Below are 19,312 nucleotides of genomic sequence, written 5' to 3'. Positions count from 1 at the left end.
TGCGTGCTCAGGTCGGTCGAGGGGGTCTGTCGGTCGCCAGGTCTAGGGTCCCAGCATGGAGCACGAGCACAGCGCAGGGCGCAGCACCGCCAGCGGCACCGAGAGCAGGTCGACGACGGGCCCGGACACCGCCCCACGGAGCGACCGGCCGACCTTCCCGGAGGGCTACGGTCTGCCGGAGACCACCGACGGGATGCTCGCGTGGGACGCGGTCGAGGAGCGACTTCGTGAGGCCCAGCACTACTGGTTGGCCAGCGTCAGACCGGACGGGCGCCCGCACTCGGTGCCCCGGTGGGGCGTCTGGCTGGACGGTCGGTTCTACTACGACGGCGCGCCGACCACACGGCATACCCGCAACGTGGAGGCGAACCCAGCCGTCACGCTCACCCTCGAGAGCGGCACCGAGGTGGTCATCGTGGAGGGCGAGTCGCACGCGACGAGAGCAGATCCGGAAGAGCTCGGAGGGCGCCTGGCAAGGGCCTTCGAGAAGTATGTCGCGTCGGGCTACACCCCGGAAGCGGACTCCTGGGCGGGCGAGGACGGCGGTGGCCTGCGGGTCGTCACCCCACGACGGGTGCTGGCATGGACCTCCTTCCCGACCGACTGCACGCGGTTCACGTTCGGCGGGGACTGAGCGTGGCCTGGCGGGAGGGTGGCACGCCGGAGCGACCGGCGACGTTCTTCGACGGCCCGGAGGACTTCCGCGCCTGGCTGGAGGCGCACCACGACTCCGCCGACGAGTTGTGGATGGGGCTGCTCAAGAAGCATGTCCCGGACCGAGGCCTGACGTGGGCGGAGGCGGTGCCGGAGGCCCTGTGCTTCGGCTGGATCGACTCCCTCAGCCAACGGATCGACGACGACGCCCGGCGCCAGCGCTGGACGCCACGACGACCGGGCAGCATCTGGAGCGCCGTCAACGTGGCGCACGTGGAGCGGCTGACGGCGGAGGGCAAGATGCACCCGGCCGGTCTCGCCGCCTTCGAGGCGCGCACCCCGGGACGGACGGGTGTCTACTCCTTCGAGCGCGACGACCAGCCGCTCACGCCCGAGCAGGAGCAGGCGTTGGAGGCTGATCCCGCCGCCTGGGCCTTCTGGCAGGAGGCCACGCCGAGCTATCGCAAGCAGGTGGCGAGCTGGCTCACCTCGGCCAAGCGGGAGACGACCCGCGAGAACAGGCTGCGGCAACTCGTCGAGGACTGCGTGGCCGGCCGGTTGGTTCCACCGCAGCGGTATGGCGACCCACCAGCCTGGTTGGCTCGGGCGGCGGCTGCTGCCGCGGACGCGCGGACGACATGACGGCCACCCGCTTCTCGCTGGCGGACGTCGCGCGGATGCGGCTGCTGTCCCAACGTCTCGTCGACGCCCTCCCGACGCCGACGGAGGTGGTGCGTCATCTCACCTGCGTGCAGGGGCAGGACTATCCCGGCTCGACGACCTCGATCGCGCTCCGGACCTCCGGCCGGTCGCTGGCGCAGGTGCAGGAGGCCTACGACCGCGGCGACATCGTGCGGAGCTGGCCGATGCGGGGCACCCTCTTCGTGGTGCCTGCCGAGGACCTCGGCTGGATGCTCGCACTGACCGCCACCAAGATCCTGCGCGAGACGACCCGCCGGCGCGAGCAGCTCGGCCTCGACGACGCCTCGCTCGACCTGGCCGAGAAGGTGGCCGTGCGCGAGCTCGCAGGCAGCGGGCTGACGCGCGCCGAGCTGCTGCAGGCCTGGGAGCGGGCCGGGCACGCCACCGACGGCGGACGGGGCTACCACTCGATCTTCCACCTCGCGCTCCGCGGCGTCCTCTGCCAGGGACCTACTCTGGGCCACGACCCGGCACAGCGCTTCGTGCTCTCCGAGGAGTGGATCCCCTCTCCTCGCGCCCTCGCTGGTGAGGAGGCGGTCGCGGAGTGGTTCCGGCGCTATGTCCGCAGCCACGGCCCGGCGCCGGTGGCCGACTTCCTGTGGTGGACTAAGCTGCTCAAACGGGACATGGCTCCCGTGCTCGACGGGGCGCGCGAGGAGCTGGAGACCATCGAGGTCGACGGCACCGAGCACTGGGTGGACCCCGCGGTGGTGGCCGACTACGCCACGCGCAAGCGCGCGACGGCCGCTCCGATGCTGCTGCCCGGCTTCGACGAGATCGTGCTCGGCTACGGCGACCGCTCCGCGGTCCTGACGAAGGACCAAGCGCGTCAGGTCGTCCCAGGCGGCAACGGCGTCTTCCGCAGCACCGTCATCTCGGCAGGTCAGGCACTCGGCACCTGGAAGCGGCCCACCCGCGCGGGCGCAGCGGTGACCGTGACGCCCTTCGCTGGCGCGCTGCCCGGCCCGGTCGAGCGGGCCCTTCCCCGCCTGACGGCGGCGCTCCCGGCCTGAGCGACGGCATACCCACCTCACTGCTCGACCGAGAGCCCGGTCTGGGGTGGATAGGTGGGTGGGTGGGGTCAGTGGGCCTGCTCCTCGCGGAGGACGAGGCGGAGGCGCTCGAGGTCGCGCCGCATGGCGCGGCGCATGCCCAGCGTCACCGCGCCGGACGCGAGGGTGGTCATCGCCTTGGGGCGGCCCGCGTTGCGCACGCTCATGCCGGTCCGGGGTCGGCCATCTTCCGGCTCCTCGTCCCACCAGGTATAGGTCGTCTCCATCGGGAAGGGGCCCTGGTCGGTCCGCATGACGAGGCGCTCACCGGGGACCAGGTCGACGATCGTGTAGGTGTAGGAGAGCTCGCGCCCGAGGAACCCGGCGACGAAGTCGATCCGGGCGCCCTCGACGACCTCCGGGTCGGTCTGCCAGCGGACGGACCGGATGTTGCTGTACCACCGCGTCGCCTGGTCCGGGTCTCCGGCGATCCGCACCACCACGTCGCGCGGCGCCGCGAAGACGGTGTCGACGGTGACGTCCATGGGTCCGAGGGTGGTGTGCCTGGCGCCGGGCTCAGGCCCCGTCGCGACCGAGCAGGTCGTGCCGGACGACGACCTCGTCACGGCCCGGCCCCACGCCGATGACCGAGATCCGGGCGCCGATCCACTCCTCGAGCTGCTCGACGTAGCGCTGCGCGGCCTCCGGCAGGTCGGAGAACTCCCTCGCGCCGGTGATGTCCTCGCTCCAGCCCGGCAGCTCCTCGTAGATCGGAGTCGCGTGGTGGAAGTCGGACTGGTGGACCGGCATCTCCCCGACGCGCTCGCCCTGGACGTCGTAGGCGACGCACACCGGGATGGTGTCGAATCCCGTGAGCACGTCGAGCTTGGTGAGGACGACGTCGGTGAGCCCGTTGACCCGGCGCGCGTAGCGACCGATGACGACGTCGGCCCATCCGCACCGGCGCGGCCGCCCCGTGGTGGTGCCGTACTCCGCACCGACGTCGCGCAGCCGCTGGCCGTCCTCGTCATCCAGCTCGGTGGGGAAGGGCCCCTCACCCACCCGGGTCGTGTAGGCCTTGAACACGCCGATCACCCGGTCGATGCGGGTCGGCGGCACGCCCGACCCGGTGCACGCCCCACCCGCGGTCGCGTTGGACGACGTGACGAAGGGGTAGGTGCCGTGGTCGACATCGAGCAGCGTGGCCTGACCCGCCTCGAAGAGGACGGTCTTGTCCTCGTCGAGAGCCTGGCCCAGCTCGAGCACCGTGTCGGTGACCATGGGGCGGATGCGCTCGGCGTGCCGCAGCAGTTCGTCCATGACCTCCTCCACCTCGACCGCGCGACGGTTGTAGATCTTGAGCAGCAGCTGGTTCTTCACCTCGAGTGCGGCCTCGACCTTCTGCCGCAGGATCGACTCGTCGTAGAGATCCTGGACCCGGATCCCCACGCGATTCATCTTGTCGGCATAGGTCGGCCCGATCCCGCGGCCGGTGGTGCCGAGGCGGCGCGTGCCGAGGAAGCGCTCGGTCACCTTGTCGAGCACCCGGTTGTAGGGCGGGATGAGGTGCGCGCTGGCGCTAATCCGCAGCAGCGAGGTGTCGATGCCCCGCGCCTCGAGGCCGTCCAGCTCCTCCATGAGCACCGTGAGGTCGATGACGACGCCGTTGGCGATGACCGGCGTGCAGCCGGGCGAGAGGATCCCGCTGGGCAGGAGGTGCAGCGCATACTTCTGGTCGCCGATCACCACGGTATGGCCGGCGTTGTTGCCGCCGTTGAACTTCACCACGTAGTCGATGTCGGAACCGAGCAGGTCGGTCGCCTTCCCCTTGCCCTCGTCGCCCCACTGGGCGCCGACCAGGACGATCGCTGGCATGGCTGTCGTGCCTTTCTCTGCAGGGAGCGGACCCCTCACCCTATCGACGTGGCAGGAGTCCTCACTCCATCAGGCCGCGGCGGACGACCGCGAGCCCCAGCTGGAAGCGGGTGTCGGCCCCGTGCTCCTCCATGAGGGTCGCGATCCGCCGCCGGACCGTCCGTAGACCCAGGCCCAGCTGCCGGGCGATCGCCTCGTCCTTGAAGCCCAACGACAGCAGCTCCAGCAGCTTGACCTCCTGCGCCGACGCATCCTTGGACAGCAGGGGCTCGGCCCGGCGCCACAGCTCCTCGAAGAGGGTCTCGAAGGCGTCGATGACGATCGGCGGGCGCATGAGGATGTACTCCCCCTCCGCGCCGCGCTCCTCCAGCATGACCGCAGATCGCCCGAAGACCCCGAACTCCACCCGGATCGCGTCGTCCGCGAGGTAGCGCTGCTGCTCCCCCGCCTCGGCCCGCGCCTCCGCGAACGCGTGCCACTGGGGATTGGTGAGCACCGAGAGCGGGAAGATGCTGCGCAGCACTCGACCGGAGGCCGCCACCGCCTGCCAGTGCCGACGCACCGACTCCTCGTGCCCCGGCCCGATGTCGATGCGGGCCGCCACCTGCATGATCGGCCCCCGGGAGGTGCGGTAGAGGTGCTCCACCACGGCCGGCGCCTCGGTCGGCGAGACCTGTTCCCAGGCCGGCGCGCGCGGGCCCGAGAGCTGCAGGCCACGGCGATAGTCCGCCTCGAAAGTCTCCAGCGAGCCGCGCAGGTCCAGCAACCGGCTGCGGCGTTCGTCGAGGTCGGCCTCCTCGTGATCGAGCAGCCGGCCGACACCGGCGCGGGGGTCGTCCACGCGCACCAGACCGTCCGGAGTGACCCGCGCGAGGCGGAGGCTCTCCAGGTGCGCGAGCACCCGGCGAGCCTCGCGGCCCTGCCACCCGAGGGCGTCAGCGTGCTTCTCCACCCCCGCCGGCGCGGAGCGGAGCAGGTGCCGGTAGAACTGCTCGACCTCGGCCGTCAGCCCCAAGGGCGCTGATTGAGCATTCACCTATGGCAGGATACGGCCAGTGGCAGACTCATGACAAGCTGAGCGCTCACTGCATGATTACATAAGGCGGTCGGAACGCACGTCAGGGGACGCGATCGCTCCGACGTGTGGGGCGCGAGCAGCGCCGGAGCGACCAGTGGCCCCGGGGCTGCTCGCCTACACGGGGGGACTGGCGCCGGTGGCGCAGCGGCAGGGCGCCGCGCCACCGGGCCACCGTCCGTCAGAGACCCAGTTCGCGGGCCGCCGTCGCGGACGACGCCCGCAAGAACTCCGTGCACCGCGTCTGTTCCTCGGCCTCCCCGATGCGCCCGGCGGCCGTCGCCAACGCGGCGAGCGCCCGCAGGAAGCCCTGGTTGGGCGCATGCTCCCAGGGCACCGGCCCCTGGCCGCGCCATCCGGCGCGGCGCAGCTGGTCCAGGCCGCGGTGGTATCCGGTCCGGGCGAAGGCATACCCCGCCACGTCGTCGCCCTCGTGCAGAGCGTCCTCGGCGAGCATCGCCCACGCCAGGCACGACGTCGGGTATGCCGCCGCCACCGTCCGCGGGTCGCCCTCCTCGAGCGCCCGAGCGGCTGGATCCTCCGGCAGCTCGGTGGCGGGGATCCCGAGCAGGTCCGACCCCGCCCCCGGCCCCGTGCTCACGCGTGGGTCCCGGCGGAGCGGAGGTTCTCGCAGGCCTCGACGACGCGCGCCGACATGGCCGCCTCCGCCTCCTTGCCCCAGGTGCGCGGGTCGTACTTCTTCTTGTTGCCGACCTCACCGTCGATCTTGAGCACGCCGTCGTAGTTGCTCAGCATGAAGCCGGCGACCGGGCGGGTGAAGGCGTACTGCGTGTCGGTGTCGATGTTCATCTTCACGACGCCGAAGTCCACCGCGTCGGAGATCTCCTGCGCGGTGGAGCCCGAGCCGCCGTGGAAGACCAGGTCGAAGGGGCGCGCGTCGCCGCCCTGCCCGAGCGCCGAGGCCGCGGCCTCCTGCGCGGTCTTGAGGATCTCGGGGCGCAGCTTGACGTTGCCCGGCTTGTAGACACCGTGCACGTTGCCGAAGGTCAGGGCGGTGAGGTAGCGACCCTTGTCGCCGCCGCCCAGCGCCTCCACCGTCGCCACGGCATCCTCGGGGGTGGTGTAGAGCTGCTCGTTGATCTCGTTGGCCACACCGTCCTCCTCACCGCCGACGACCCCGATCTCGACCTCGAGGATGATGCGGGCCTCACGGCACAGGCCCAGCAGCTCCTCGGCGATCTCGAGGTTCTCCTCCAGCGGCACCGCGGAGCCGTCCCACATGTGCGACTGGAAGTAGGGGAGGCCGCCCTCCTTGACCCGCTCGATCGAGGCCGCCAGGAGGGGGCGGACGAAGGTGTCGAGCTTGTCCTTCGGGCAGTGGTCGGTGTGCAGCGCGATGTTGACGTCGTACTTCTTGGCCACCTCGTGCGCGAAGGCGCTGAAGCCGAGGGCTCCGGTCACCATCTCCTTGACCCCCTGCCCCGACCAGTACTCCGCCCCACCGGTCGACACCTGGATGATGCCGTCCGAGCCGGCGTCGGCGAAGCCCTTGATCGCGGCGTTGAGCGTCTGGCTGCTGGAGACGTTGATGGCCGGGTAGGCGAAGCTGCCCGCCTTGGCCCGATCGAGCATGTCGGCATAGGCCTCGGGAGTGGCGATGGGCATGGGTCCTCCTCAGGACACGGATGACGTCAGGTCACCGCCTACTCTTCCACAGCCCACGGCCTCTCCTGGAGGGGCGGCCGGGGCCCGAGAGGACGGGCGTCTAGGGTTGCACCATGACAGGCGCGTTCACCGATTATCCGACCACGCCGTCCACCTTCGACGAGACCGTCACCGACCAGGGCCGGGTCCGAGCGGGCTATGAGCAGATCGCGCAGCAGTTTCAGGACTTCGGCCTGGACGACGTGCGCAACCGCGGCGAGTACGTCAGCAAGAGCTACCACGACCAGGGCGTGACCTTCGACTACGAAGGCGAGGAGCGGCCCTTCCCGCTCGACATCGTCCCGCGGGTCATCGAGGCCGAGACCTGGGCCCACGTCGAGTCCGGCGTCGCGCAGCGGGTCAAGGCCCTGGAGGCCTTCCTCGCCGACGTCTACGGCCCGATGGAGATCATCACCGACAAGGTGCTGCCCCGGCACATCGTCACGACGAGCAACCACTACCACCGCGTCGCCTTCGACATCCAGCCGGGCAACGGCGTGCGGGTGCACGTCTCCGGAATCGACCTCATCCGCGACGCCGAGGGCGCCTTCCGCGTGCTGGAGGACAACGTCCGGATCCCCAGCGGGGTGTCCTACGTCCTCACCAACCGCCGCGCGATGACCTCGACCCTGCCCGAGGTCGTGGGGACGCACCGGATCCGCCCGGTGGCGGCATACCCGAGTCGGCTCCTGCGCGCGCTGCGGGCCGCGGCACCCTCCGGGATCACCGACCCCGAGGTCGTCGTGCTCACCCCCGGCCCCTACAACTCGGCCTACTTCGAGCACTCGCTGCTGGCCCGGCTCATGGGCTGCCGGCTGGTCGAGGGCCGCGACCTGGTCACGCAGGGCGGTCGGGTGATGATGCGCACGACGCACGGCCTGCAGCCGGTCCACGTGATCTATCGCCGGGTCGACGACGACTTCCTCGATCCTGTCGCCTTCCGCAACGACTCCGTGCTCGGGTGCCCGGGGCTGCTCAATGCCGCGCGCGCCGGCAACGTGACCATCGCCAACGCGGTGGGCAACGGCGTGGCCGACGACAAGCTCATGTACTCCTACGTGCCCGACATCATCCGCTACTACCTGGGCGAGGAGCCGATCCTGCCGAACGTCGACACCTGGCGGCTGGAGGAGCCGACGCACCGCGAGGAGGTGCTCGACCGCCTCGACGAGCTGGTCCTCAAGCCGGTCGACGGCTCCGGCGGCAAGGGCATCGTCATCGGACCGCAGGCGAGCAAGGAGGAGCTGGACACCTTGCGCGCCACCGTCACCCGCTCACCGCGAGGGTGGATCGCCCAGCCCGTCGTGCAGCTGTCGACCGTGCCGACGATGGTCGACGACGGCCTCCGGCCGCGCCACGTCGACCTGCGCCCCTTCGCCATCAACGACGGCGAGAAGGTCTGGGTCCTGCCGGGCGGCCTGACCCGCGTCGCCCTGGGCGAGGGTGAGCTCATCGTCAACTCCAGCCGCGGCGGCGGCTCCAAGGACACCTGGGTGCTCTCCGGTGACGGTCGGCGGACGCGGGTGGAGCCGCGGGCGCAGCGGCCGGTCCAGGTCGGCACGGCACCCCAGGTGGCCCTCAAGCGTTCCGAGGCCGAGCCCGCCGAGCAGGAGCAGCAACAGCAACAACGACAACAGTACCCACCAGCGGTCACCGCTGACACCGCGTCGGCCCCCGAGACCGGAGGTGTCCGATGCTGAGCCGGATCGCCGAGTCGTTGTTCTGGATCGGCCGCTACCTGGAGCGGGCCGAGGACACCTCGCGGCTGCTCGAGGTCCACCTCACCCTGCTGCTCGAAGACCCCGTCGTCGACGAGGAAGCCACCAGTGAGGTGCTGCTGCGGGTCATGGGCATCGACGACGAGGCCAGCCCGGACCACCAGACGGTGCTGCAGCTGCTCGGCTGGGATGAGAACTCCCTCACCTCGATGGTCGCCGCCTTCTACGGCGCGCGGGAGAGCGCCCGTCGCTCGCGGGAGACCGTCTCGCTCGAGATGTGGGAGGCCATCAACACCACCTGGAACATGATGCGCGGCAACCGCCTGCAGCACCTTCCGGCGCACCGCGCCTGCCAGCTGGTGCGCGAGCGGTGCGCCGTCGTCGGCGGCATCGCCGACACCACCATGACCCATGACGAGGGCTGGCAGTTCCTCATGCTGGGCCGCTCGCTGGAGCGCGTCGACATGACCTCGCGGATCATCGAGTCCGCGGCCTACAACGCCGACAGTCCCTACGCCTGGACCCAGACCCTGCGGGCCTGTGGTGCCCACCACGCGTTCATCCGCACCTACCGCGGCGCCGCGACCGATGCCCAGGCCGCGGAGTTCCTGCTCCTCGACGGGCTCTTCCCCGGGTCGGTCCTCGTGTCGCTGACCGCCGCAGAGGAGGCCATGCGCTCGTTGGAGACGGGGCTCGGCAGCCGCCGCAGCAGCCTGACCGGAGACGCCCTCCGGGCCCTGGGCCGCGCCCGGGCGGAGCTGGAGTTCGGATCGCTGGAGGAGACGATGACCAACCTGCCCGAGCGGATGAGCCGGTTGCAGCGCACCTGCAGCGCGGTCAACGACGCCGTGTCCGACTACTACTTCGACGGCGCGGGCCAGGCCGTCTGGCGGGCGGGGGTGCGCTGATGCTGCTCCGGATCGTCCACCGCACCGGCTACGAGTACGCCGGCATGGCGTCCCACTCCTTCAACGAGGCGCGGATGTCGCCGCGCTCGACCCTGCACCAAGCGGTGCTGCATACCAAGGTCGACATCGCGCCGACGGCCTGGACCAACACCTACACCGACTACTGGGGCACCACGGTGACGCAGTTCGAGGTGCACGAGCCGCACCCGCGGCTCGCCGTCACCGCCTCGGCCACCGTCGACGTGCAGCGACCCGAGGTCAGCGGCCGGGGCCTGTCGTGGGACGAGGTGCGCTCACCCGAGGTCTTCGACGACCTCAGCGAATACCTCCTCCCGTCGAGCATGGTCGAGCCGCCGGAGGAGCTCAAGGCCCGGGTGGAGGAGATCGCCGGCCGCAGCGAGACGCCCAGCGCCTGCGCCCGCGAGATCGTCGACCTCATTCACGACGAGATGGAGTACGTCTCCGGCTCGACCGGCGTGCACACCCGCGCGGCCCAGGCCTGGGCGAGCCGCTCCGGCGTCTGCCAGGACATGTCCAACCTCACCATCGGATGCCTGCGCGCGGTCGGCATCCCCGCCTGCTACGTCAGCGGCTACCTGCTGCCGGCGCGCGAGCCCGAGATCGGCACCCCCTACACCGGGGAGTCGCACGCCTGGGTCCGCTGGTGGGATGGCGAGTGGGTCGGCATGGACCCGACCAACGCCATCCAGCCGGGCGGGCGTCACGTCGAGGTGGCCCGCGGCCGGGAGTACGGCGACGTGCCCCCGTTGCGCGGTATCTACACCGGCACGGCCTCCAGCAGCATGTTTGTCGAGGTGGAGCTCACGGCGCTGCGGCCCTGACGCGAGCGTGGCCGTCAGCCGATGGCGACGGTGCCCTGGTGGTCGTCGGAGGGCAGGTCGCCCTCGAGCACCGCGGTGACGTCGAGCGTGCCGAAGGTCAGCCCGCCGGAATGCACGGTGAGGAACGACGTCTCGCTCGCGTCGGCGCCTGCGCTGATGCGCACCAGCGACGTGCGCGGGGCCAGCCGGGTCGGGTCCACCACAACCCACCTGTCGTCCACGGCCGCCTCGACCACCGCGTGGAAGTCCATGGGTGACAGACCGGGCGCATAGCAGGCGACCAGCCGGGAGGGCACACCGCGCGCCCGCAGCAGAGCCAGGGTCAAGTGGGCGAAGTCGCGGCACACGCCGGTCCGCGACAGGTAGGTGTCGCTGGCCCCGTCGGTGACGGTCGAGGAGCCGATGACGTAGCGGATGTGGTCGTGCACCCAGCGGGCGACGTCGAGCACGCCCTGCTCCCCCTCGACGTCCCCCACCTCGGCGCGCGCCACCGCCTCCAGCCGGTCCAGGTCGACGTAGCGGCTCGGACGGACGTAGTGGATGCGCTCCAGCGGAGTCACCGGGCCGCTCGCGCCGCCGTCGGTCACCGTGGCCGCATAGCTGATGGCCAGCTCGCCCGGGGGCACGTCCCGAAGCATGTGCCAGCGCGTCCCGGACGCCTCGTCGAGCACGTCGAGCGGCTCCAGCGGGGCGCCGTCGAGCGTCATGGTGAAACGTTCGTCGGTGCGCTGCACCTGATCCGCCACGGTGACACCGAGGGTCGCCTCGACGGGGCTGGTCACGGTCGCGGTGAGATCTGCGGTGAGGGAACGACGCATGGTCCCATCGTCGCAGGTCACCTCAGGCAGGGTCGCGGTGGGAGGGAGGTATGTCGTCGCTCACGCCGGGGCGGCGTGCTGCAGCGCCCAGTGGTACATGACGATCGCGGCCGCCGCACCGGCGTTGATCGAGCGCGTCGAGCCGTGCTGGGTGATCGCGAGGACGACCTGGCTCGCGTCGAGGGCCGCAGCGCTCAGCCCCGGACCTTCCTGGCCGAAGAGGAAGACGCAGTCCTGCGGCACGGCATACCCCTCGAGGGGGACGGCACCGGGCACGTTGTCGATCGCGAGGAGGGGAAGCCCGCGCTCGCCCGCCCAGGCCGCCAGCTGAGCGATGTCCGGATGGTAGTGCTCGTGCTGATAACGGTCGGTGACCATGGCCCCCCGACGGTTCCACCGTCGCCGCCCGACGATGTGGAAGGCGGCGGTGTTGAAGGCGTTGGCGGTCCGGATCACCGACCCGATGTTGAAGTCGTGCTCCCAGTTCTCCACGGCGACGTGGAAGCCGTGGCGGGAGCGGTCCAGGTCGGCGACGATCGCTTCGTGCCGCCAGTAGCGGTAGCGATCGACCACGTTGCGCGCATCACCCTCGGCCAGCAGGTCCGGATCGAGATGACCGGGCAGGTCACCCGACGGCGTCGACGGCCACGGGCGGTCAGCCGGCCACGGCCCGGCACCGATGGCGCGCTTCTCGTCGGTCACAGCGCGTGATTCTCCCACCCGGGGACTGGGCGCGTCTGCCGTGGCCTCCGGTCCGGATTCGCACTACGGTGGAGTGCGGCCTGGCACCAGCCGGGCACTACTCGATGCGGCCAACTCTCGGGCCGCCGGATGGAGGAACCACGATGGGCGACACCTGGACGTGGGTCATGCTGATCCTGCTGCTGCTGCTCGTCGGCACGGCCGTCTTCTTCTTCCTGCGACGTCCGGGCGACGGGGCGGACGGGGTCCAGGGACGCGACGGTGACGCGATGATCCCGCAGGCCGACCGCGGCCCGGACCGCGCCGCCCACGTCGAGGGCGCCCCCCGGACCGGGCATACCCAGGACGAGCCGTTCGACCAGCACGCCGACACCTCGGCCGAGCTGGACCGGCAGGGTGAGGCGGTGCACGGCACGCGCGAGGGCGAGGTGGCACCGACCGAGGGCACCAGCACCTACGACGCGCCCATCGAGGACGACACGACCTACGCGTCTGACACCACTCGGACCGAGGGCGACACCTACGCCACCCCGGTCGAAGACGCCACCACCTACGCGGACGACTCCGTCAGGACCGAGGCCGAGGCCGGCACCTACGACGCGCGCATCGAGGACGACGCGACCCCCGTCGACGAGACCGTCACCCCCGAGCACCACGCGACCGACACCGACGGCACCGCGCAGGAGCCGGCGACCGACGGGTCTGACCAGGATCCGACGCGCTGGCGCGACGCCGCCGCCATCGGCGCGATGGGAGCCGCGGGTGGCGCGACCGCGGCTGGCGCGACCGCGAGCGAGTCGCACGACGACGGCAGGGTGGACGAGACCTCCGTCGACGACCACGACGCCGTCGCGGCCGACGAGCCCGACCGGGTGCAGCAGGAGCACGAGCCGGTCTCCGACGATGGTCAGGTCCACGCGTTGTCGCAGGACGAGATCACGGCCGGCGCCAGCGACGAGCCGCTGCCCGTCGAGGAGCAGACGCCCGCCGACGGACCACTCACCGCGGACGAGGTGCTGGAGGAGCACGGTGCCCACGACCAGCAGGTCGGGCACGACGAGCACGGTGCCCACGACCAGCAGGTGAGCCACGACGAGGCTGGCGACACGGAGTATCCGGTCGGCGAGTCCTCCACCTACCGGGCCGGTGACGTCGGCGGAAGCGAGCCGGTGGTCGTCGAGGGGGACGGCCACCAGGAGACGCTGGGCGACGACGGCGTCGCGAGCTATCGCGACGAGCGCGACGCCGAGCCCACGGGTGCGGACGGCTCTGGCGCCGCTGCAGCCGGCGTGGCGGGTGCGGCTGGGACGGCTGCCGCCTGGCAGAGCACGCGGACCGACGAGGACCGGGCGGACCGCGATCACGCGGACCACGACGACCACGACATCGATGCACCGCCTCCCCCCGCGGCGCACGACGACAGCTACACCGACGACGGTCGCCCCCTGGCGACGGACGATGTCGACGCCCCACCCGCATCGACTGACGAGGTGACCTACGCCGAGCGGACGGCCGCCGGGAGTGACGAGGGCTACGTCGACCAGGCGACCACGGACGCCTCCTACGCCGCCCAGTCCGGCGTGGCAGCGGGCGCCGCGCCCACCGACACGGCCTCTGCCGACGAGCGGTACGGCGACGAGCGCCATGCAGACGACTCCTCGACCCAGGACGCGCCAGTCAGCGCCGAGCCGACTGCCGCCGCGGACACCGATCTCGGGGCCCCCGTCTTCGCCGAGTCGATCTACGGCACCGGATCTGCCGAGCCGCTCGAGGACGGCACCGGTCCGACCGGGTGGGAGGTCAAGGGCAACGCGGGCTCGATGCTGTTCCACACTCCCGACTCGCCCAGCTACGAGGGCGTCCGTGCCGAGGTCTGGTTCGAGAGCGAGGAGGCCGCCCGGGCCGCCGGCTTCGCGCACTGGGACCGTCGGCGCCGCTGACCCCATCCCGCACCTCGCACGGGGCCCGTCACTACATCGGTGACGGGCCCCGTTCGTCATCCCCGCCGTATCTCACAGAGCCGCCCAGACGATGCACAGCAGTCACACAGCAATCTTTCCGCAACGTCCATCACGTGTCGCCAGGGACAGCCGAGATCGGTGTGAATATCGAGAAAACCGCAGGTCAGAGAACTACACAGGTGTGATATCCGGCGTGACCTGCGATGTTCCCACTTGGCTGTGATGAACATCACGAATGACAGGCTTGTGACTCCGCCGGAAAACGCACTCTCGCAGGTCAGGCAGGGTTGCGGAGTGCGAGTCGGATCGGTTTCATTGCTCCTGGCCACCAGGAGAGCACCCCTGCACCGTCCCACGTTCCAGGCTGGCCGACCTGTCCCTGCCCCACCGTCACGATGGATCGCCGATGCCCCTGACTTCACGACGCCTGTCCCGCACCCTGATCGCCGTCACGGCCGCCACGGCACCCGTCGTCGCCCTGGCCCCGTCGGCCCAGGCGGCTCCGCCGAACGCGCCGCAGCTGCCGAAGCAGCCGCTCGTGCCGGCCGCACCGCAGGCACCGGTCGCCACCCAGCCGCGGATCCTCCCCACCCCCGCCCCCGACACCACCGTCACGATGTGGGTCGACGTCGCCGCCGGCGTCAACGCGCGCACCGGGCCGTCCACGTCCTACTCCGTCGCGGGCGGCTACCGACAGGGCACCAAGCTCACGGGCACGCTCACCTCCAACAACTGGCTCAAGCTCTCCGGCAACAGGTTCGTCGCGGCGTGGAACCTCACGTCCGACAACCCGAACGCCGGCAGCGGCGGCGGCGGAAGCTCCTCGCAGTCGGTCACCCGGTGGATGGCCGCCAGCGTCGGCAACGTGCGCTCCGGCCCCGGCCTCGGCTACTCGGTCGTCACGACCATGCGCCAGGGCACCGAGGTCAGCGGCACCTGGACCAGCAACGGCTGGCTCAACATCGGGGGCGGGAAGTACATCTCCGGCACCATCCTCACCTCCAGCGACCCCGGCGGCGGAAGCTCCTCGCAGTCGGTCACCCGGTGGATGGCCGCCGGCGTCGGCAACGTGCGCTCCGGCCCCGGCCTCGGCTACTCGGTCGTCACGACCATGCGCCAGGGCACCGAGGTCAGCGGCACCTGGACCAGCAACGGCTGGCTCAACATCGGGGGCGGGAAGTACATCTCCGGCACCATCCTCACCTCCAGCGACCCCGGCGGCGGCGGCAGCGGCGCCGGGTCGACCGACCCGGCGCCCACCGTGACCCGCTGGGTGAGCGTCCCCGTCGCCAACGTGCGCAGCGGCCCGTCGACGTCCTACTCGGTCGTCGGCACCAAGACCGCGGGGACGCAGGTCTCGGGCACCCTGCAGAGCAACGGCTGGCTCAAGCTGTCCGGCTCGCAGTACATGGCCGGATCGGTGCTCACCGACGACGAGCCCGGATCAGGAGTGGCACCCACCCCCGCGCCGACCGCCTCGCGGCAGGCCATCCTCAACACCGCGGCGCAGTACGTCGGCTACCCCTACGTGCTCTACGGCACCCCGCCGAACGCCTTCGACTGCTCGTCCTACACCTGGTGGGTCTACAAGCAGAACGGCATCACGATCCCGCGGACGGTCCGGGACCAGCGCACGCACGTCATCCCGGTCTCGAACCCGCAGCCGGGCGACCTCGTCTTCTACAAGAACTGGTACCACGTCGGCATCTACGCCGGTCCGGGCATGAGCTACGAGGCACAGAACCCGGACGCCGACGTCGTCTACGGACCGATCTGGGACGAGGTGTGGTACGGCCGCGTGCCCGGGATGTGACCCGGCCCGGTTACTCCAGCCCGAGGTCGGACAGGCCGAACGCGGCGCGGTAGTCCAGCCCGGACTCCTCGATCCGGCCCCGCGCCTCGCTGTCGCGGTCAACGATGACGGCCACCGCGACGACCTCCGCACCGGCCTCGCGCAGCGCCTCGACCGCAGTCAACGGGGAGCCCCCGGTGGTTGAGGTGTCCTCGACCACCAGCACCCGACGGCCGGCGACGTCCGGGCCTTCGATGCGGCGCTGCAGACCGTGCGCCTTCTCGCTCTTGCGGACGACGAAGGCGTCCAGCTGCAGGCCGTCACGACGGGCCGCGGCGTGGAGCATCGCGGTGGCGACCGGGTCGGCGCCCATGGTCAACCCCCCGACCGCGTCGATCTCCAGGTCGTCGACGAGGTCGAGCATCACCTCGCCGACCAGGGGCGCGGCCTCCCCGTGCAGGGTGATGCGGCGCAGGTCGACGTAGTAGTCCGCCTCCCGCCCCGAGGAGAGGGTGACCCTGCCGTGCACCACGGCCAGGTCACGGACGAGCTCGAGGAGGCGATCGCGGGAGGTCGGCATGCCCACGAGCCTATCGAGGCTCACTCCTGCGGGCGGAGGGTGAGGACGACCAGCGCCGCCGTCCACGCCAGGGGCGCCACGGCCGCCGGATCCCCGTCGTGGAGCACCTTCTCCGGGAGAGCGCCGGCGTCCGTGCGGTGCTCCTCGAGCCAACCCAGCCACCGCTGCGCCTCCTCGGGCCGGCCGGCATGGGCGGCAGCCATCGCCTGCAGCGCGGTCTCCGGCGTCCAGGACACTCCGTCGTTGGGCCAGCCCGCCCCCGGCGCCAACCCGCCCGCCGGTCGCAGCTGGGCCGCCTGACCGACGATCCGGGCCCCCTCGGCGCCGGGCATCGGCGTGCTGACGAAGGGCGGCAGCAGGAAGGTCACCGCGGCGTCCGGTCGTCCGCCGGGGTAGCGGCCGAAACCCGGCGCGAACCGGTCCGTCACGACCTGCCGGAGCCGGGCCGCCTCCGGAGCCAGACTGTCCGGATCCACGCCGGCGGCCCACCACGCGCCGTCGGGGACATGCCCCTCGGCATACAGATCTGCCGCGGCCTCCAGACCCATGAGCGAGGTCGCCGCGATGCCCAGCGTGAGCCGCTCCTCCGGCTGCTCCCAGTAGTCCGGCGAGGGCAGCGGCAGACCGGTGTCCGGGTCCATCCGGGCGAGCAGCCGCGCGGTCGATCGCGTCACCAGCGGGGTGAGCAGCTCGGCCGGGTCGACGACCGTGGCGGGACCGGGCGGCATACCGACCCGGATCAGCTCGGCGCTGGCCCACAGCGCCCAGCCCGGGCCGTCCTCCTGCGCCAGTCGGTCGTCCGGCACACCGCCGCCAGGATCGGGCCGGTAGCGCGCCTGCATCGAGCCATCGGGCGCCTGCAGCTCCTGCAGGAGCAGCAGCGCCGCGAGGGCCTCGTCCGGATGGCCAGACCGGGCGTAGGCTGCGGCGGCGAAGGAGGCGTCCCTCGGCCAGACGAACCGCCACGCCGGCGAGGGCCCCGCGAGGACCGCCCCCGCTCGCGTGCCCGTGGGGGCCGTCAGGGTGCGCAGGTCCAGCAACGCGTCGCGGGCCAGATCGGCGTGCTCCCCGTCGGGCACCCACCCCTGCCGCAGCCACACCTCGTCGCCGGCCGCGCGGGCGGCGAGCAGCGACACCTCCAGCGGCACCCGCTCGGCGTCCGCCGACAGCGGCAACCACCCCTCGGCGGTGCGCCCGGGCGCGACCGGGGTGAGGGCTCCGGTGGCGTCCCGGACGGCGTCCTCCTGGTGCAGCGGCACCTGGCGGTGGGACCCCTGCCAGGCCAACGCGCCGCCGCTGAGGAGGGCGATCAGCGCCACCGCGACCACGCGGCGCGAGCGCATCATCCCTGCTGGGTGCGAGGCCGCCTCCGGGCGGCGATCTCTCCGGAGATCCGGCGGGTCACGCTGCGGGGTACGATTCTGAGCGCCCCGGCCATGACCGTGTAGGTCAGCGACGGCACCGACACGATCGCCCCGCGCGCCACGTCGTCGAGCGCCGTGCGGACCACGTCGGGGGCCTTGAGCCAGAGCTGCTCGGGCAGTCGCGACATGTTCATCTCCGCGCGGTCGTGGAACTCCGTGTGCACGAAGCCCGGGCAGACCGCGGTCACGGTGACGCCGTGCGGCGCCAGCTCGGTGGCGAGGGCCTCGGAGAAGACGGTGACGTAGGACTTGATGGCCGAGTAGTGCCCCATCAGAGCGAACGACGCGACGGAGGAGACGTTGAGGATGGCTCCGTGGCCCCGGGCCCGCATCGCCCCTGCTGCGGCGTGGGAGAGCACCATCACGGCGCGCACCATGAGGTCGAGCGCCGCCTCCTCCTCGGCCAGGTCGTTGCGGACGAAGCCGCGCCGGGAGCCGAAGCCCGCGTTGTTGACCACGAGGTCGACCGGGCTGTCGACGTCGGCCACCCGGTCGGCGACCCGCTGCAGCTGCGCGCGGTCGGCGAGGTCGGCAGGCAGCACCTCGACCGAGAGGTCTCGACCGGCGGTCAGCTCTCGCGCCAGCCCTTCCAGGCGCTCGCGGTCGCGCGCGACGAGGACGAGGTCGTGCCCGCGCTGCGCGAGCTGGACCGCGAACTCCCGCCCCAGCCCCGCGGAGGCCCCGGTCACGAGTGCTCTACCCATGCGTTCAGGGTATGCCGCGCCGCAACCGGGGCGCTGCTGCCCCGTCGCCGTGCGGTCGCCGCTCTCGTGGTGAGTCTGCGGGCCGCCGCTCAGAGGTGCTCGCGCAGCCAGTCGAGGTCGGCCACGTGCTCCTGCGCCCCACCCGGCGTCTCGACGACCACGGGCGCCGCGGCCGACCGCACGACGTCGGCGAGCTCGTCGGGCGGGAGCTGGCCGCCCCCGAGGTTGGCGTGCCGGTCGGCGCCCGAGCCGGCGGTGTCGCGGGAGTCGTTGGCGTGCACGAGGTCGATGCGGCCGGTGATCTCGCGCACCCGCTCGACCACGTCGCCGAGCTCGATCCCGCCCGCCCACGCGTGACAGGTGTCGAGACAGAACCCGACGCGCTCGAAGCCCTCGGCGGCGCTGATCGCCTCCCACACGGCGGCGATCCGGTCCAGGTGCCGCGCCATCGCGTTGTCACCACCCGCGGTGTTCTCGATGAGCACCGGCGTCGTCGTGATCGTCAGCGACTCGATGGCCTTGCGCCAGTTGTCGAAGCCCTTCTCCGGAGCGTCCTTGGCCCCCACGTGCCCGCCGTGCACGATGAGCCCCTTCGCGCCGATCTCGGTCGCGGCGTCGAGGTGCTGCTGCAGCAACTTGCGCGACGGGATGCGGATCCGGTTGTTGAGGGTCGCGACATTGATGATGTAGGGCGCGTGGACGTAGAGGTCCACCCCGGCCTCCTCCGCCGCCGCCCGCAGCGCGGCCGCGCCACCCTCGTAGCGGATCTCCGGACCTTGGTAGCCCTGAGGGTCGCCGAGGAAGAACTGCACGAGGGGCGCCTGCCGCGCACTCGCCTCGGCGATCGGGTCGGTCTGGTCGACGTGGGCTCCGAGGGGAAGTGCGCTCATGGCCTCAATC

19 protein-coding genes are annotated in these 19,312 nt (G+C 71.7%); 8 read left to right on the top strand and 11 right to left on the bottom strand.

The annotated features are described in order from the left end of the window. Window positions 1-55 precede the first annotated feature (55 nt). From AC5PYY_RS06415 to AC5PYY_RS06405, 3 genes are read left to right on the top strand one after another with little or no spacing between them, the layout of a single operon-like run. A complete protein-coding gene (locus tag AC5PYY_RS06415; RefSeq protein WP_493898954.1) occupies window positions 56-634 on the top strand; it encodes a pyridoxamine 5'-phosphate oxidase family protein in 579 nt (192 codons plus the stop codon). A 2-nt stretch (window positions 635-636) separates the two neighbouring features. Continuing rightward, window positions 637-1,296 carry a YdeI/OmpD-associated family protein gene (locus tag AC5PYY_RS06410; RefSeq protein WP_493898953.1) on the top strand — a complete coding sequence of 220 codons (660 nt, stop codon included), beginning with the start codon at window positions 637-639 and terminating at the stop codon, window positions 1,294-1,296. After that, window positions 1,293-2,369 (top strand): winged helix DNA-binding domain-containing protein, encoded by a 1,077-nt coding sequence (locus AC5PYY_RS06405; protein ID WP_493898952.1) that lies wholly within the window; start codon window positions 1,293-1,295, stop codon window positions 2,367-2,369. Before AC5PYY_RS06410 ends, AC5PYY_RS06405 begins: the two co-directional genes overlap by 4 nt. Window positions 2,370-2,437: 68 nt before the next feature. Here AC5PYY_RS06405 and AC5PYY_RS06400 read toward each other — a convergent pair whose 3' ends face one another. The 5 genes from AC5PYY_RS06400 to fbaA all read right to left on the bottom strand — a co-directional run bounded on the left by AC5PYY_RS06400 (window position 2,438) and on the right by fbaA (window position 6,924). After that, entirely contained in the window at window positions 2,438-2,893 is a 456-nt protein-coding gene (locus AC5PYY_RS06400; protein ID WP_493898951.1) for an SRPBCC family protein, read from the bottom strand. A gap of 31 nt (window positions 2,894-2,924) precedes the next feature. Then, window positions 2,925-4,223 (bottom strand): adenylosuccinate synthase, encoded by a 1,299-nt coding sequence (locus tag AC5PYY_RS06395; RefSeq protein ID WP_493898950.1) that lies wholly within the window; start codon window positions 4,221-4,223, stop codon window positions 2,925-2,927. A gap of 61 nt (window positions 4,224-4,284) precedes the next feature. Beyond that, window positions 4,285-5,259, bottom strand: coding sequence for a hypothetical protein (locus tag AC5PYY_RS06390; RefSeq protein ID WP_493898949.1), 975 nt, complete (start codon window positions 5,257-5,259; stop codon window positions 4,285-4,287). Between the two features lie 220 nt (window positions 5,260-5,479). Beyond that, on the bottom strand, window positions 5,480-5,899 hold the full coding sequence (locus AC5PYY_RS06385) for a DUF3151 domain-containing protein (RefSeq protein ID WP_493898948.1): 420 nt from the start codon (window positions 5,897-5,899) through the stop codon (window positions 5,480-5,482). Beyond that, on the bottom strand, window positions 5,896-6,924 hold the full coding sequence (gene fbaA / locus AC5PYY_RS06380) for a class II fructose-bisphosphate aldolase (RefSeq protein WP_493898947.1): 1,029 nt from the start codon (window positions 6,922-6,924) through the stop codon (window positions 5,896-5,898). The genes AC5PYY_RS06385 and fbaA overlap by 4 nt, the downstream gene beginning before the upstream one ends. 113 nt (window positions 6,925-7,037) lie before the next feature. Between fbaA and AC5PYY_RS06375 the strand changes: the two genes are divergently transcribed. Genes AC5PYY_RS06375 through AC5PYY_RS06365 form a run of 3 tightly spaced genes read left to right on the top strand, consistent with a single transcriptional unit; the run spans window position 7,038 to window position 10,431 of the window. After that, window positions 7,038-8,663, top strand: coding sequence for a circularly permuted type 2 ATP-grasp protein (locus AC5PYY_RS06375; RefSeq protein ID WP_493898946.1), 1,626 nt, complete (start codon window positions 7,038-7,040; stop codon window positions 8,661-8,663). Further along, window positions 8,657-9,589, top strand: coding sequence for an alpha-E domain-containing protein (locus tag AC5PYY_RS06370; RefSeq protein ID WP_493898945.1), 933 nt, complete (start codon window positions 8,657-8,659; stop codon window positions 9,587-9,589). The genes AC5PYY_RS06375 and AC5PYY_RS06370 overlap by 7 nt, the downstream gene beginning before the upstream one ends. After that, complete coding sequence (locus AC5PYY_RS06365) at window positions 9,589-10,431, top strand: transglutaminase family protein (RefSeq protein WP_493898944.1); 843 nt, start codon at window positions 9,589-9,591, stop codon at window positions 10,429-10,431. Before AC5PYY_RS06370 ends, AC5PYY_RS06365 begins: the two co-directional genes overlap by 1 nt. 14 nt (window positions 10,432-10,445) lie before the next feature. Here the strand turns inward: AC5PYY_RS06365 and AC5PYY_RS06360 are convergent, their stop codons facing one another. Continuing rightward, complete coding sequence (locus AC5PYY_RS06360) at window positions 10,446-11,249, bottom strand: transglutaminase-like domain-containing protein (protein ID WP_493898943.1); 804 nt, start codon at window positions 11,247-11,249, stop codon at window positions 10,446-10,448. A 60-nt stretch (window positions 11,250-11,309) separates the two neighbouring features. After that, window positions 11,310-11,951: a TrmH family RNA methyltransferase gene (locus AC5PYY_RS06355; RefSeq protein ID WP_493898942.1), complete on the bottom strand. Its 642-nt coding sequence runs from the start codon at window positions 11,949-11,951 to the stop codon at window positions 11,310-11,312. 143 nt (window positions 11,952-12,094) lie between these two features. Between AC5PYY_RS06355 and AC5PYY_RS06350 the strand changes: the two genes are divergently transcribed. Continuing rightward, complete coding sequence (locus AC5PYY_RS06350) at window positions 12,095-13,891, top strand: sunset domain-containing protein (protein ID WP_493898941.1); 1,797 nt, start codon at window positions 12,095-12,097, stop codon at window positions 13,889-13,891. Window positions 13,892-14,318: 427 nt separating this feature from the next. Further along, window positions 14,319-15,725, top strand: coding sequence for a C40 family peptidase (locus AC5PYY_RS06345; RefSeq protein WP_493898940.1), 1,407 nt, complete (start codon window positions 14,319-14,321; stop codon window positions 15,723-15,725). 10 nt (window positions 15,726-15,735) lie between these two features. Here AC5PYY_RS06345 and pyrE read toward each other — a convergent pair whose 3' ends face one another. From pyrE to AC5PYY_RS06325, 4 genes are all read right to left on the bottom strand, one after another. Further along, entirely contained in the window at window positions 15,736-16,284 is a 549-nt protein-coding gene (pyrE, locus tag AC5PYY_RS06340) for an orotate phosphoribosyltransferase (protein ID WP_493898939.1), read from the bottom strand. A gap of 20 nt (window positions 16,285-16,304) precedes the next feature. After that, a complete protein-coding gene (locus tag AC5PYY_RS06335) occupies window positions 16,305-17,630 on the bottom strand; it encodes a glycoside hydrolase family 15 protein (protein WP_493898938.1) in 1,326 nt (441 codons plus the stop codon). After that, complete coding sequence (locus AC5PYY_RS06330; RefSeq protein WP_493898937.1) at window positions 17,627-18,412, bottom strand: SDR family NAD(P)-dependent oxidoreductase; 786 nt, start codon at window positions 18,410-18,412, stop codon at window positions 17,627-17,629. Before AC5PYY_RS06330 ends, AC5PYY_RS06335 begins: the two co-directional genes overlap by 4 nt. 89 nt (window positions 18,413-18,501) lie before the next feature. Continuing rightward, window positions 18,502-19,302: a deoxyribonuclease IV gene (locus tag AC5PYY_RS06325; protein WP_493898936.1), complete on the bottom strand. Its 801-nt coding sequence runs from the start codon at window positions 19,300-19,302 to the stop codon at window positions 18,502-18,504. Window positions 19,303-19,312 lie beyond the last annotated feature (10 nt).

Source organism: Serinicoccus sp. JS2-9 (assembly GCF_059025165.1).
This window is presented reverse-complemented; position numbering and strand designations above follow the sequence as displayed.

What these genes read in the sequence shown, in the direction of transcription:
- fbaA (WP_493898947.1), bottom strand. Translation starts at nt 6,924, where the DNA reads ATGCCCATCGCCACTCCCGAGGCCTATGCCGACATGCTCGATCGGGCC.
- AC5PYY_RS06325 (WP_493898936.1), bottom strand. Translation starts at nt 19,302, where the DNA reads ATGAGCGCACTTCCCCTCGGAGCCCACGTCGACCAGACCGACCCGATC.
- pyrE (WP_493898939.1), bottom strand. Translation starts at nt 16,284, where the DNA reads ATGCCGACCTCCCGCGATCGCCTCCTCGAGCTCGTCCGTGACCTGGCC.
- AC5PYY_RS06395 (WP_493898950.1), bottom strand. Translation starts at nt 4,223, where the DNA reads ATGCCAGCGATCGTCCTGGTCGGCGCCCAGTGGGGCGACGAGGGCAAG.
- AC5PYY_RS06335 (WP_493898938.1), bottom strand. Translation starts at nt 17,630, where the DNA reads ATGATGCGCTCGCGCCGCGTGGTCGCGGTGGCGCTGATCGCCCTCCTC.
- AC5PYY_RS06360 (WP_493898943.1), bottom strand. Translation starts at nt 11,249, where the DNA reads ATGCGTCGTTCCCTCACCGCAGATCTCACCGCGACCGTGACCAGCCCC.
- AC5PYY_RS06415 (WP_493898954.1), top strand. Translation starts at nt 56, where the DNA reads ATGGAGCACGAGCACAGCGCAGGGCGCAGCACCGCCAGCGGCACCGAG.
- AC5PYY_RS06405 (WP_493898952.1), top strand. Translation starts at nt 1,293, where the DNA reads ATGACGGCCACCCGCTTCTCGCTGGCGGACGTCGCGCGGATGCGGCTG.
- AC5PYY_RS06350 (WP_493898941.1), top strand. Translation starts at nt 12,095, where the DNA reads ATGGGCGACACCTGGACGTGGGTCATGCTGATCCTGCTGCTGCTGCTC.
- AC5PYY_RS06330 (WP_493898937.1), bottom strand. Translation starts at nt 18,412, where the DNA reads ATGGGTAGAGCACTCGTGACCGGGGCCTCCGCGGGGCTGGGGCGGGAG.
- AC5PYY_RS06400 (WP_493898951.1), bottom strand. Translation starts at nt 2,893, where the DNA reads ATGGACGTCACCGTCGACACCGTCTTCGCGGCGCCGCGCGACGTGGTG.
- AC5PYY_RS06375 (WP_493898946.1), top strand. Translation starts at nt 7,038, where the DNA reads ATGACAGGCGCGTTCACCGATTATCCGACCACGCCGTCCACCTTCGAC.
- AC5PYY_RS06370 (WP_493898945.1), top strand. Translation starts at nt 8,657, where the DNA reads ATGCTGAGCCGGATCGCCGAGTCGTTGTTCTGGATCGGCCGCTACCTG.
- AC5PYY_RS06365 (WP_493898944.1), top strand. Translation starts at nt 9,589, where the DNA reads ATGCTGCTCCGGATCGTCCACCGCACCGGCTACGAGTACGCCGGCATG.
- AC5PYY_RS06345 (WP_493898940.1), top strand. Translation starts at nt 14,319, where the DNA reads ATGCCCCTGACTTCACGACGCCTGTCCCGCACCCTGATCGCCGTCACG.